The following is a 14,081-nucleotide window of genomic DNA, read 5'->3' on the forward strand; positions in this document are numbered from 1 at the left end:
CCCTTAAAGCCTACGGCATGGCTTCTCTACGAGACGCTCCGCGAACGCTTAGAGCGAGTCCGCGTTCGCGCAGCGTCTCGTAGAGAGCGTCATTTTGAATTTTAAATTGTTAACTTGTGTCTGCGCTTATAAAATTAATTGACCAATGCGTTTTAATGCACTTAGTACCTGTTGGAATTCTGCATCTCGTTCAATTGATAATGCATAAGAACGAGCATACTTTGGATTTTCTTGCTGAACTAGCTTCACAAAAACAAACTCTCTACCGTTGACAAGTAACCCAAAGATTGGTCGTTCAATATTGGGAATATCAAGCATATAAGCAAGTGCTTGGGGTAATGCGCTTAAGACATCAAATTTAGTGCTTTTAGATTCAATAACTAGTACCCAAAGACGTTTTTGAATTACCAAAACATCAATCTTACCTTTGACCATTATGCTTTCATCTACAGCAGAAATATCAGTAGATTTTTCAGTTTCAATTTCAAAAGGTGGCTGATAAAAACCAACTAAATCAAGCAGTGGAGACAGCACTACCATCTTCACCGCTTCTTCTGACATCGGACGATGTTGAGTTAAATTTAAATAGTTACTTTTAACTCGTTCTAGCGAGAGAAATTCTGCATCATTAACCGATGGTAAATCATTTGTCCATTCTGTAAAAAAATCAGCATTTGTAACCAATTGCAAACCAAATTTTTCTTCTAGTTCGTAAAGGCTGATATCCCGCGCTTGGATTGTTTGTACCATAATAAATTTACGAATAAGAAATACATCTGTATTATATATAATGACTTACGCAAAATATATCTTAAACTATGATTTATCTGTGTCGCGCCAGTTGCTTCTCCTGTCGGAGACGCTGCGCGAACAAGTCGGGGAACCGCAAGGGCGCACTGGCTTCTGTGCGCCTCTACGGTTCATTATTCCGTAACCTTGCGTAAGTCCTAATTAATGACTAAAAAATTATCGTAAATTAAAAGGTTTTCTCAAACTTAACCCTTGTAGCATTAGGAAGCAAGTATTAAAGCCTCTCAGGAGTGGGGGAGAGGTTTGGAAGCGGGATTCTAAGAATAAATAAGTTGCACATTGTGTTAATTAACAACAATTTATTCTAAGTGATAGCCCCTAGCATTATATTGTGGTAAGAGGTAGAAAACTTGGAAATACTTCGATGCCACCACTGATCTCCATAGTCATCGTCAATTACAACCGGGAGTCTTACCTTGGAGTAGCGATCGCCAGTGTTTTAGCGCAGACATGGCAAGACTTTGAACTACTTATTTGGGATGATGGCTCCACAGATGGATCGGTGGCGATCGCTAATGCTTATACTCAACAAGATGGGCGAGTCCGGGTAATAGAAGCACACCATCAGGGAGTTGCTGAAGCTTGTAAGGCAGCGATCGCTCAAACTAGCGGTACTTACGTTGGTTTTGTAGACAGTGATGATATCCTAGCGCCTACTGCCCTCGCCGAAACCGCAACAGTTCTCAACTGCCATCCAAAAACGGGATTTGTTTACACCGACTACCTAAATATTGATGAAGAAGGCAAAGTCATCGGCTACGGTCATCGCTGTGACATTCCCTACTCCCAAGAAGGTCTGCTGGTAAACTTCATGACTTTCCACTTCCGCCTCATGCGCCGTTCAGTTTACGATCGGGTGGGAGGTATCAACGCATCTTTTAGTGGTATTGCTTACGATTACGACCTGTGTCTGCGACTTTCAGAAGTAGCCCAGGTGCGCCGAGTTCAAAATCCACTCTACCTCTACCGGATTCACTCTCAAAGCCTGTCTGTCACCAAAAGAACAGAACAAATTCTCTGGTCTGGTAAGGCGATCGCTCAAGCACTTTGGCGACGCGGATTAGCAGAAAAGTTACAAATCGATGTAGAATTGCCCGCAGGCCGCTTCATCTTGCGGCGGAAAAAACCTCTACTCCACAAAATCGCCGCTTCAGTACTAGCTATTTTGCCTCTGGTGAGTTCCGCGAGTGCGGGATTAGCTCAAGCACAACAAATTGTCCCTGCTGCGGATGGGACAAACACAATTGTTACACCCAACGGGAATCGACTTGATATCACCGGCGGTACAACTTCTAGGGATGGTGTTAACCTCTTCCACAGCTTTCAACAATTTGGCATTTCACCAGAACAAATCGCTAACTTTCAAGCTAGTCCGGCGCTGCAAAATATTCTTGGTCGAATTACAGGCGGGAATCCCTCAGTCATCAATGGCTTAATTCAGGTAACAGGTGGCAATCCTAACCTGTTCTTGATGAATCCAGCCGGATTTGTTTTTGGATCGAACGCCAGCTTAAATGTACCTGGTGCTTTCACCGCGACAACAGCCAATGGTATTGGTTTTGGTAGCACTTGGTTCAACGCCATCGGTGTTAATGACTACGCTGCTCTAGTTGGAAACCCCAACGGATTTGCCTTTAGTATGAACCAGCCAGGAGCGATCGCAAATGCTGGAAATTTGGCAGTAGGTGCGGGGCAAAATTTGACCTTATTGGGCGGTACTGTAGTCAACACTGGGCAAATCTCAGCACCGGGAGGGCAGATTACTGTCACATCAGTACCAGGACAAAATTGGGTGCGTCTCAGTCAGCCAGGAAATCTGCTGAGTCTAGAAATTCAGCCTCTCGCCTCTAGTAGCAATCAACCCAATAACTGGACAATTCCCATTGCATCTTTACCAGAATTGCTCACAGTTGGGAACACAGGGTTAACTGCTAATCCTGATGGGACAGTAAAATTAACAGCCTCTAATGTGACAATTCCCACAACACCAGGGACAACGATTGTTTCGGGCATTGTGGATGTATCGAGTCAAACAGGCGGTACTGTAACTGCTTTGGGTAAAAAAGTCGCGGTAATTGATGCCAATATTAACGCCTCTGGAAGCAATGGCGGTGGTACTGTGTTAATTGGCGGCGATTACCAAGGTAAGGGGACTTTGCCCAATGCAGATAAAACTTATATTAACTCCAACTCCGTCATTAATGCCGATAGCAATTTGAATGGAAACGGCGGACGGGTAATTGTTTGGGGTAACGATACAACTCAATATTTTGGTCGCATTTCGGCTCGTGGAGGAGCAAATGCCGGCAATGGTGGTTTTGTAGAAGTATCAGGCAAAAATTTCTTGACCTTCAACGGTTTAGTAGATACTTCAGCCCCCAATGGCAGTTTTGGCACTTTATTACTAGACCCAAGCACATTGACCATTATTGATGGTGCAAACGGGACAGGTGATTTTGATGCCACAGCTGGTAATATTGCCTTTGGGGATGCAGATATTGGGGCTAATACCGTTTCATGGGGTGCGATCGCAGCATCCGGTGCAAATATCAACTTGCAAGCCACAGGTAATATTACTATCAATAACATCACCGGAGCTACGCCCGGAGTAACTACCCCTGGTGTCGCTACATTAAACTTAGGCGGTGGTAGCTTCAGCTTAACTTCACAAAATGGTTCTGTAAACTTTGTTGACCCTACCAACACAATCGCGACAACCGGAGGAGCAATAAATATTTCGGGAGCCAGCCTATTATTGGGAAATCTAGATACAACTCGTAATTTCAACAGAAGTGGCGATGTAAATTTGTCTGCAATTGGCAACATTAGTACAGGCAACATTATTGCCAGTGGACAAGGCTACTCAGCAGGTAATGTTCAAGTCACTAGCAGCAATGGTGGAATTACCCTAAATCAGATCGACACTAGCGATAGTGGAGGGATTGGCAATGCCACGGGTGGAACGGTGACTTTGACGGCGGCAGGCAATATCCTTACAGATACCATTAATTCCTTTTCCAATGATGCTGGTGGGTTAGGTACTGGTGGCAATGTACAAGTTAGTACCACCGCAGGTAGTATTACCACAGGGGCAATAAACTCGTCTGTAGCCAAGACCGGAGGCGGCTCTTTTATCGGCACGGCTGGCGCAGTCAGCTTAACTGCCACAGAGAATATCACCGTTAATGATGGCATTAATGCCTCAGCGATCGCCACCGAAGTGGATGGGACTGGAAATGTTACAGGTGGCAACGTTACTTTACAGACTACCAATACATCTGGCAGCAATATTCGTTTTACCAACATCAACACTCAGGCGATCGCCGATGATTTTGTTGATGGTAACACTGTTCAAGGTGGCAATGTGCAAGTGCTAACCAACGGACTGATTCAAGGAATAGGAGCGGGTGAGGCGATCGCTACTGGTGGATTTTTTACTAGTGCAGGAGGTACTAACGCTCAACCTCTTGTGGGAGGTACTATCAGAATTCAACACGATGGTGGCCCAAACAATGTGGATTTTATCGTCGGTGATGCAAGTGTCAATGGCACAGCAGGATCGCTTAATAGAGGGGATTCAATCATCGCTTCGGGTAACTTCCCAGTCTTACCTAATGGCGGAGATGCTAACGGCACCCCAACCGGCATTACCATTACTTCCGTCAACACCCCACCGACATTAACGGCAAACTCATCGCTACCCAATACCCAGACCAATCAACCAGTAACCTTGACATTCTCTAGTTTGGCTGCACTGGTCAGCGATGCAAATAATGACATCACCTCCATCCAGGTTGATGTAGTGAATACAGGAACTCTCACTGTCAATGGCCTTCCCGTCGTCCCTGGTGTTACTACCTTATCTAGCAACGATACTTTAGTGTACACACCTCCGGCAGATACTAACGGATCGCTAAATGCTTTTGTAATTAGTGCAAATGACCGCGTTTCCTCTTCTGCACCTGTACAGGTAGGAATCAACGTCAGTCAGATTCCTACCACGATTCCGACTCCGATTCCTACCCCAACTTTTAACCCGACTCCTACCCCAACTCTTCCCCCCTGCTCATTCCAATGCACTCCAGGTACACCAGTTAACCCTGTTCCAAATAATCCTAATATTAATAACCCCGTTATTAATACCGATCCCACACCCGAAAGTGATTTCACAGATGATTTTGCCGACCATTTAGGCATCCCTATTCCTAGAATCAAAACACTAGATGATGCTAAAGAAATTGCTCATAAAATTGAGGAGGCGACTGGTGTTAAACCTGCATTTATTTACATCAGTTTTGTCCCAGTGGAGATAATACCAGAGAGAAATTTAGGGAAAGCTGAAAAGTTTACCAAACAGTTAAATACTCTAGCAGAACAGGATAGCGACCAACTGGAAATAGTCGTAGTAACTGGAAAAGGCAACCCCATCCGTAAGCGCATTCCCGAAACAACCAGAGCTAAAGTTCTCAAAGTAGCTCAAGAATTTCGCGACCAAATAGTTAGTCCACAAAACCGTCGCCGCACCGGTTATTTGCGTCCATCTCAACAACTTTATCGCTGGATTATTGCACCACTAGAGGCAGATTTACAGGCAAGAGAAATCAATAATCTGGTCTTTTTACCGGATATTGGATTACGTTCAACCCCAATGGCAGCACTTCATGATGGCAAAGGGTTTCTAATAGAAAAATATAGCATTGGCTTGATGCCTAGTCTGAGCTTGACTAACACCCTTTATAAAGACATTAAAAAATCTCAAGTCTTAGCGATGGGTATTTCTCAGAGTACTCAGGGACAAGAGCCTTTACCAGCAGTTCCTCTGGAGTTATCAACACTGGTGTCTAAACTCTGGCAGGGCAAATTATTGTTAGACAAGCAAGCCACTTTAGAAAATCTCAAAACTATCCGTCGCCAACAACCTTTTGGGATTATTCACATGGCAACCCATGCCGATTTTGCTACCGGCGCTTTGAGTAATTCTTATATTCAACTGTGGGAGGACAAGTTACGCTTGAACCAATTACGACAGTTGCGCTTGAATGAACCCGAAGTTGAAATGCTGGTGCTGAGTGCTTGTAGAACAGCTTTGGGAGATGAAGAGTCGGAACTTGGATTTGCAGGTTTAGCTGTGCTAGCAGGCGTAAAAACTACTGTCGCCAGTCTTTGGTCGGTTAATGATGCTGGTACAGCAGCCTTGATGACGAAATTTTATGAAAACTTGAGGACATCTCGGATTAAAGCAGAAGCCCTCAGACAGGCTCAGTTAGGTATGGCAAAAGGGCAGATTTACGTAAAAAATGGTCAAATACAAGGTTTAGGAGTAGTGGGGAGCCTGCCTCTACCTAATAACAGTGGTGATGAAGGGGAGCAATTACTTACCCATCCTTATTATTGGGCTGGATTCACAATGGTTGGCAATCCTTGGTAAAGTTGCAAATTAACTCTACTGTCACCCTTTTACCCTTTCTTTCTACCGATTTATGTCGCTTTGCGTCATGATTAAAACATCGCATGAATTGAGGAGTAACAAATACACATTAGTTGATACCCTGTAACTTGAACTACTTATCAGTCTTACCAGCCTTTTTTAGTTCTAACCATCTTTCTCGCAGTCGCTGCAAGTTAGGCGGATGACCACCATAACGCCAGCCGACATAGGCTTGACAAATTTCATCTATTACCTCAGCAGTTGCTGGGGTATGATGCTGGTACGATCCTCTGGCATACTCTAAAGGTGTTTGTGCTGGATGTTTACCTAGACCTTTTTGGGTTGTCCATTGCAGCATTTGTTGATAAAGGCTTTCCATTGCTGGCAACTTCTTTAGCCATCGGCGGTTGCGCCACTCTCGCCACTGGTCCCAACCCAGCCAACCGAAGAAAGCTGCTGTAGTTGTCAAAATTAAGCCAGTTAATACGCCAAACCAACCTTGAGAGAATAAAGCTAAAAACCAAGCGATCGCTCTAATCACCCATCTAAATATTGTCTCAAATAGATTATTCAACAAACCTGTCACTGGAGAAGGCAACCATCCAGCAACCCAGTGCCACAATTGGCGCAACACACTAAAAGTCTGAGTATCTTCCACTGATGGAGGAATGAGGGGATGATTGGGAATCGGGTCAAAGGCGAACCAGCCATATTTGGGAAAATATACTTCCGTCATTGCATAAGCGTCAGTATTACGGACAACATATAGCCCTGTAAATGGATTAAATTCTCCTGCACTAAATCCTGCTACTAACCTCGCTGGGATACCAATGGAACGTAGCATCACCGTGAGAACTGTTGAGAAGTGGTCTGGATAGCCGCCTTTATATTTGAATAAAAAAGATTCTACTAAATCATCTTTTTCTCCCAAATAAGGCAAATCTAAGGGATTTTGCGGAAGAGAGTAGCGTTGCTTTAAATATTGAGCTAAGTAGAGAGCTTTTTCGTAGGGAGAATCCAGTCTTTTAGAAGACTTTGATACCCCTTCCCGATTGTAGTCAGCAAGAATTTCTTCGGTGCGCTGTCGGACTTTTTCGGCAATTTCGGGAGGAATTTGCAGATAATGCTTCTTAATCTGTTGCGGATAATTAGTAGAAGCTTCACCTAACAAAGTGCGATCGCGGGATGGTACTTCAGAAATTACTGTGTAAGTGAGTCCTTGTGATAATTCTACAGGCGATCGCAATCCATTTTCTGTATCAACCGCAATCAGTGGTGTGGGAAAGTAAATCTCTTTGGGATAAGCCATCGCCGGAATTAAGTTAGGCAAATCGTCCACCACTGTATAGGTTTGGACTATCTCTTGGGTTTTACCAGTCATCACAGGTGGATTCAGGAAAATTTGGTAAGACCAAGGCGATCGCCTCATGGTCATAACATTTTCATTCCGGGAAACTTCCCATCCCTTACCTGTATAACGGTCAAATCCTAATACTCGCCAAAAACCCTCAGCTTGCGATCGCACCCGCATCACAACTTTCGGTTTCATCTCGCCCCGCAAGTTTTGGTTAATCTGGCTATTAAAACCGTAATAAAAATTATTATCTATCTTTCCCGGTTCACCTGTTTTATTTTGTCCCGTACCACCGCTACCACTACCTTGATTATTTCCATTTCCTTGGCGGACATAACCAGGATTAATGATGCTACGACCTGTGAAATTGCCTTTTACTTGAATAGCAGAACTTACAGGAAAATTCCGTAACTGATAGCCAGGGAATCGGGGTAAAACAGCAAAAATTGCCAGTCCTAGACCGACAATTAGCAAAAAAGTTAGAATTAAAAACTTAAAATTAAGAGTTGAGGAATTTTTCTTGTTGAGTTTTTCCTTTTGAGTTTTTAATGGCTGCAAACCCAAGCGCGATCGATAATCTAATACTAAAGTTGGGAGAGCGATCGCTAAAAATAACAGCAACACAGGTGCAAATGCTAAAGTCTGACTTAGGGTTGCCGCCACACCTAATAAAATCAATCCTATAACAATCGAATAACCTAAATTTTTCCGGCGGGGTGTATCAAAGCTGTGCAACACCTGAAGTTGAATTAATAACTCTGCCAAACTCAACCGCGTATCATTCAACTCTCCCACTAACCGCCCAAAGAAATTACCGAGTGCTATTAACATACCAATGGCAATGCAAAACTTAATTGCAACATTGGCATCATGGCGACGATAGTAACTCCAAATCGCACCCACTAAACTCAGGGGTAACGCCCAAAAACTGAATGAAGTTTCGGCGGCGATATCCGTCGCCACAATTCCCAAAATAACCAATCCTAGGACTAGCGATCGCAAAGAAATCGAATCTTCTACTTCTGTCAAAGGCGACTTCTGTAAATTTTGCCGCCAGAAATTACCTACAGGGACACGCCAAAACCGATTCATCCTAGATAAGTTGAGCATTTCGAGTCTAAGTTATACATGCTACGGAAACAATGCTGAGGACAAAACTGTTCGCCCTACTTTAAAGTATTCCCGTTACAGCAAGCTTTCTTATCCTGTCTTTAAGCATCGATGAAGGTTTAGCGCATATTTTAAAAGTTAAAGCCCTCGATTAATTTGTACAGGACGTAAGTCCTAAAGCATTTCTTTCTTCTCTCTGCGTTCTCTGCGCCTCTACGGTACGTCAAATAAATTGACTTAACCCAAGCGCATTGATATATAACGTTACCGCAAACTGTAACGCCAAGAGCGAACATAATTTTGGATAAAAAAACAACACAAGCGAATAAATTCGTTGTGAAAAATTGGTGGCTTGGTAAAATAGAGGCGAAATCAGCACAACACAAGAAACTAACCCGTTTCCCAGGCTTTGCTAATAACTGAGTGGACTGACGAGTATCCACAAAAAATCAATTATCGGGTGGAGGCTAAGTCCATACCCACTGGTTAACTGTAACCACGCCTTAAGTATAAGTAAGCACCCTGTTGCTAGTATTATCTAGAGCATGAAAAAGCCCCAAGGCAACAGCTAGGCAATAGTTACCTTAAGATATTCGGCATTACATCCTAGCGATAGTAGTTAAAGTTACACAGTAGGGTTGATGACAAACAAAAGCGGCTGTTGGTCTATTTCTGGAAACTCAACTTCCAGAGTATAAGTTGGGTTAAGTTGCTCGCAGCCTAACTCTACACTTAAGTATCCCGAAGTCGAAGATGTTGCCATTGCTAGAGTGCCACTTCCACGAAGGATCAAAGTTCCTTTAACGGGTAACTCAGCTTGAACAAGTAACTTTGTAAGTTTACCTACAGACTGATACTCTACTCTGATGTTCAAATTACCGACAGTGGTTAGCCATTGTCTTTCCACCACTGGACTGGTTGCTGAAAGTGGTAGAGTCAGATTTTCCAGCAGTTGTTTAGCCGCTAGCAACGACAAAGCCATCTGTTGACGTGGTTGTAAATCTGAGTAATCGCTCTGGATATTGGGTATTGTCTCCAGAGTATTTACAGATCGATAGGTGCTTCTTAGCACCAGTCCAGCTATATCGTTTAATGCTTGAGAATCGTTGGGAAAAAAGTTCTCCACCACTTGAACTAATTTTGCTCCCAGAGGTATTGAAGATGTCACCAACGCCTGACATTGTTCCAGCAATTGCTGAAAAACTCTCTCCGGTAAAGGACGCGGCAGGTTCAGCTTCGACTGTTGTACCATCCATCCCCAGGTAGGAACGAGCGTCATTGACGGCTCATCAACAAAATCGGGATAGTCGATTAATTGTGTTTCCCAGGGAAACAAAGGTGGGTGGTCTTGGACTTGGATTTGTAACCGACGCTTAAGGACGGCTTGGAAACGATCTTGCACAGTAGGAATTTCTCCCAATTGAAAGGTCTGGGACGTTCCTCCCAATTTTGGCTCACTGCTTTTTGAAGCAGTGGCTTCATTGAGAAGTTTTTTTACCCCGTCATTTTCCTCACATGGTACAGATTGCTCGTTATTTTTGACATCATCTGTCAATAACCAACCGAGATACTGATATTGTGAGGATTCTGAGTCACTATTCATGAGTAGATGCACCTGATCCGGACACTAATGAGTTACGAATTTCCCAAGCTTGCTCAAGAATCTTAAACCATCGTTTTTGAAGTTGTGCCATTGACAGCCCTAAAGTTTTGGCGATTTTCTCATCGGCTTGTCCTTGTTGCTTCAACTCTAATAAAGACCGTTGCTTACTATCCAGCTGTGCTGTGTATACTTGCCATTGCTGGGGAGTTAAACCCAAATTGGTGTGTAAAGAGGCTTCTAGCCACTCGTGAACTAATTCCCAACGGTGTAATAATGCAAACCGAATCAAATGATACTTGAAGCGCTGCTGTAAGTAATCTCTCTGACGAGGGGTTAAACCTAAAACCGACTCAATTTCCTGGGCTGATAGATCCTGGAGGCGGAGGGAAAAGTAATCAGCGCAGTCAGATTGTTGCCGTTGTTCGAGATAATTCATTAATTCTGTAACCACAACAGAGCGCAAGGTATCTTCTTCGGGTTCGGGTTCGGCTTGGGTTGCCATTGTGGAGCGCAATTGATGTACTGCTGGTTCTTCCCAAGAACCATCACCTTCATTATTGCTGCCTTCTGCGGCTTGTTCTATATCTACGCTGGTTTCTGGGGGCTGCTGTTGAGAAAAAGTTTGCGCCCGCAAGATAATTAACTGCTGCTGACGGCCTGGTAAAGGAATGCGTCGTTTGCCGTAGCGTTCGGTAAATGCCATGTACTCGGACAATTCTAGAAGCGTCTGAGGGCGATAAGTAGCGCCAAGTTGATTTTCTCGCCGGAAAGCGTTTAATGCTTCTAGATAAAAACTTTGTAAAAAATCTTCAATTATAGTCAGTCGCCCTTGATAACTCAATTGCTTCTGAGGCGGATTAATGTATCGATAAATAATTGCACTCAGAGTACTGTGTAATTCTACTCTGCCCCGATTTGAACCCAACTGATAGTACCTGAGACACTGTTGCAGCCGATGCCGAGCCAGGGTGATCGCCGAGCTTTCTACAGTTCCAGAAGCTTGGATACGTTTGCTCTCATGGCAAATCCGATAGACTTCGGTGGTAATACGTGTTGCTACATCATGGCAATTCTGTTCCGAAGCTTTGGTCGATTGTTGAAACTCCTTGGACAGGAGTTGAAAGATCGCCTCCACGCCTTTAGAATTTTCTCCCAGAATATTTGCAGATGGAATAGTTGCGGTTGCGGCTGAATTCATAGTCTCGGTTTTCAAAAGACCCTAAGTATTTAAATACAACCTGTACGACTGTGGGTATTGGCTTTTTTGGTTTTACGTATAAGCTAAACGCAGACCAATCCTACATTAAGGATATGTCTGATTTTATTATTCCCAACTTGGATGGGATTGTTCACACTTTGATAGATGTTATTGCCATTACCCAGGAGCCGTATACAAGTCATTATGGATTTAGAAGCACAAATTCAATTGCTGATTGACAATGCACCCCGCGATGGTATAACACCAAATCTGATTGCAGCAATTGCTCCTGCCCTTAGAGCGATCGCTTTAAAATTACGTCACTCCCAGTACTATATTCTCCAAAATTCGGAGTCAAGCTGGGTTTTAACTACTTTGAGCAATCGGACTAATCCAGGATTGGAAAAGCGAGTTATTTACGCTTTCCCTACCATACAGGATGTCTCTCTAATTTCCCCTGCTGGGCTTGACCCTCAAATGCTAGCTAAAATTGTTCCTGTCACCCATATTTTGTTCCAATTGGTGGCATTAGAACCCGTAGATGGGATCATTTTTTTGGAAACGCCGGGTAAGACCACTCATACCGTTGAAATTCGGCGAACCGATCTAGAGAAACTCATGCAGCAACAGTTGCGACAGGAGCGATCGCCTAAACACATACCCCCTGATATTGCATAGAAAAATTTGGGATGTGGGATTTTTTAGATACAATCCCACATCCCAAATTTTAAATCTCAAATTCTTTTAAAAAAGTTTTTGATGAAAAGAAATTAATGCCCGTCACTACCCTTTTTGTTCTTTAAAAGACCAATCGATCGGCTTAATTTTCCGCCTAATCTAAAATTGATAAACAAATAGTTATCAGTGAACATTTTTCAAAATTTAGCTGACCATCGAGCAAAATTTCCCCACCTAAAAATATCCGGTAGGTTTAACTTGCCATCTAAAGCCCCATTTTGTACCTATCTAATTTAATAGAGACGACTCAGTGTGTACTCAGCTATGTTAATCAATGCCTGATGAGATTCTGAAGGTGGGAGAACTGCAAGATGTTCAATTGCTAACTTAGCATGGTGAGCAGCTAACTCTCGCGCTTGCTGTATACCTTGACTATCTTGAATTAGTGCTAGTGCTTGCTCTAAATCCTCTTCTTGAGCAAACTCCCGGTCAATCAACACTTCCAAGGATGGTTTTTCTGCTAAAGCAAATAAAACTGGTGCTGTCAGATTACCACTTTTCAAATCTGACCCCACTGGTTTACCCAAGGTATCTGTTGTACTGGTGAAATCTAGAATGTCGTCAACAATTTGAAATGCTATGCCAAAATGACGACCGTAGCTATACAGATGCTCAACAGTTTCCCGCGAAACTTCACTGAGTAACCCAGCAGCTTTAGAACTGTTGGCAATTAACGAAGCTGTTTTGTAATAACTCTTCTGGAGGTAAGTTTCAATCGACATACCAGCTTCAAAACGATTTAGTCCCTGCTGGATCTCCCCAGTAGCCAGATCCATAATGACTTCTGAGAGGAGTTTTACCACCTCCAAATTATCCAAGTTTGCTAAATACCAGGAAGATTGGGCAAAGAGAAAATCTCCTGCTAATATGGCAATGCGGTTACTGTTAAAGAAACTATGAACAGTAGGAACGCCTCGCCGCACGTCTGATTCATCTACCACATCGTCATGTACCAAACTTGCTGTGTGAATCATTTCTGTAATCTCAGCTAGGCGGCGATGACGGGGTGTAATGTCTCGATCTAACATGGTTGCCCGCGATATTAGCAGGACAATTGCTGGTCTGATACGCTTTCCCCCGGCTCCGAATAAATATTCGGCTGCTGCAAACAAAATGGGGTGGCGATTTCCAACTAGCTGTTTTAGGTTATCTGCTAGTAGTCGCAGGTCTGCTTCCACAGGGTTAAACATGGAGGTGGCTGGGGTCATGGATGGGCGGACTCTGACTTAGGTTACGAAAGTTTACATATCCTACACTCATTTTAAGATAACCCTGTGCCAGCGCAAAGTTTTCATAAGTTAATCCCATTTTTATGAGTCTATCAGTGACATAAAAGGATGTTACTGCGCTTGTCAATAAGCAATTATGCTTAATTTTGGAGAAATTTGAGTTTTAAACTAACTTAAAACATGACCTCTCAGTATACGGGAGTAAATATCAGCTTTAATTGGATCGAGTAGCTTGCTGATACGCGTTTACCGCCACAGTTAAAAGTAGAATTCAAGCAAGATTACTTATTGACAAAATGGATGTCCTTAAAATTAAGTTGCCAATAGATAAAACTAAGTTTCTTCAGAACTGAAGTGTAGTTATTCAAAAAATTTGAAATTTAGCAGTCGAATGGGCTTCAAATTCAGGGTCGTTGTGTTACGCTAGATTATAGGAATTTTAAATTTTTCAGATATTCACACCGCAAAAGTAAGTCACTTACTAGGTGATTTTACTGGCTCGGTGATGTGGGTCTAAAATAATTAGTCGTAGTCTAGATTAAGGGAATAATCCCTTTTATTTTTTCTACGATATGCAAAACTCCTGGTTTGGAGCTATGCAATATCCCTAT

General features: G+C 43.1%; 7 protein-coding genes. 2 read left to right on the forward strand and 5 right to left on the reverse strand.

Annotation, left to right across the window (positions count from 1 at the left end):
* Positions 1-126 precede the first annotated feature (126 nt).
* Positions 127-750 carry a type I restriction endonuclease subunit R gene (locus CDG79_RS23100; RefSeq protein ID WP_094344222.1) on the reverse strand — a complete coding sequence of 208 codons (624 nt, stop codon included), beginning with the start codon at positions 748-750 and terminating at the stop codon, positions 127-129.
* A gap of 424 nt (positions 751-1,174) precedes the next feature.
* Here CDG79_RS23100 and CDG79_RS23105 point away from each other — a divergent pair, with 424 nt between their 5' ends.
* A complete protein-coding gene (locus tag CDG79_RS23105; RefSeq protein WP_094344223.1) occupies positions 1,175-6,238 on the forward strand; it encodes a CHAT domain-containing protein in 5,064 nt (1,687 codons plus the stop codon).
* A 133-nt stretch (positions 6,239-6,371) separates the two neighbouring features.
* Here the strand turns inward: CDG79_RS23105 and CDG79_RS23110 are convergent, their stop codons facing one another.
* The 3 genes from CDG79_RS23110 to hetZ all read right to left on the reverse strand — a co-directional run bounded on the left by CDG79_RS23110 (position 6,372) and on the right by hetZ (position 11,503).
* Positions 6,372-8,702, reverse strand: a complete 2,331-nt coding sequence (locus CDG79_RS23110) for a transglutaminase TgpA family protein (protein WP_223278275.1) — start codon at positions 8,700-8,702, stop codon at positions 6,372-6,374.
* Between the two features lie 625 nt (positions 8,703-9,327).
* The gene (locus CDG79_RS23115; protein ID WP_094344225.1) at positions 9,328-10,305 is read right to left on the reverse strand and encodes a PatU; all 978 of its coding nucleotides are present in this window, start codon (positions 10,303-10,305) and stop codon (positions 9,328-9,330) included.
* Positions 10,298-11,503 carry a heterocyst differentiation protein HetZ gene (gene hetZ / locus CDG79_RS23120; protein WP_094344226.1) on the reverse strand — a complete coding sequence of 402 codons (1,206 nt, stop codon included), beginning with the start codon at positions 11,501-11,503 and terminating at the stop codon, positions 10,298-10,300. The genes CDG79_RS23115 and hetZ overlap by 8 nt, the downstream gene beginning before the upstream one ends.
* Positions 11,504-11,707: 204 nt before the next feature.
* Between hetZ and CDG79_RS23125 the strand changes: the two genes are divergently transcribed.
* On the forward strand, positions 11,708-12,181 hold the full coding sequence (locus CDG79_RS23125) for a hypothetical protein (RefSeq protein WP_094331001.1): 474 nt from the start codon (positions 11,708-11,710) through the stop codon (positions 12,179-12,181).
* Between the two features lie 293 nt (positions 12,182-12,474).
* On the opposite strand, the gene sds is transcribed toward CDG79_RS23125, so the two are convergent.
* Positions 12,475-13,449, reverse strand: coding sequence for a solanesyl diphosphate synthase (gene sds / locus CDG79_RS23130; RefSeq protein ID WP_094344227.1), 975 nt, complete (start codon positions 13,447-13,449; stop codon positions 12,475-12,477).
* Positions 13,450-14,081 lie beyond the last annotated feature (632 nt).

The organism is Nostoc sp. 'Peltigera membranacea cyanobiont' 232 (assembly GCF_002245985.1).
Classification (GTDB): domain Bacteria; phylum Cyanobacteriota; class Cyanobacteriia; order Cyanobacteriales; family Nostocaceae; genus Nostoc.

Coding starts and splice junctions, on each gene's coding strand:
- CDG79_RS23100 (WP_094344222.1), bottom strand. CDS start 750: ATGGTACAAACAATCCAAGCGCGGGATATCAGCCTTTACGAACTAGAA.
- CDG79_RS23105 (WP_094344223.1), top strand. CDS start 1,175: ATGCCACCACTGATCTCCATAGTCATCGTCAATTACAACCGGGAGTCT.
- CDG79_RS23110 (WP_223278275.1), bottom strand. CDS start 8,702: ATGCTCAACTTATCTAGGATGAATCGGTTTTGGCGTGTCCCTGTAGGT.
- CDG79_RS23115 (WP_094344225.1), bottom strand. CDS start 10,305: ATGAATAGTGACTCAGAATCCTCACAATATCAGTATCTCGGTTGGTTA.
- hetZ (WP_094344226.1), bottom strand. CDS start 11,503: ATGAATTCAGCCGCAACCGCAACTATTCCATCTGCAAATATTCTGGGA.
- CDG79_RS23125 (WP_094331001.1), top strand. CDS start 11,708: ATGGATTTAGAAGCACAAATTCAATTGCTGATTGACAATGCACCCCGC.
- sds (WP_094344227.1), bottom strand. CDS start 13,449: ATGACCCCAGCCACCTCCATGTTTAACCCTGTGGAAGCAGACCTGCGA.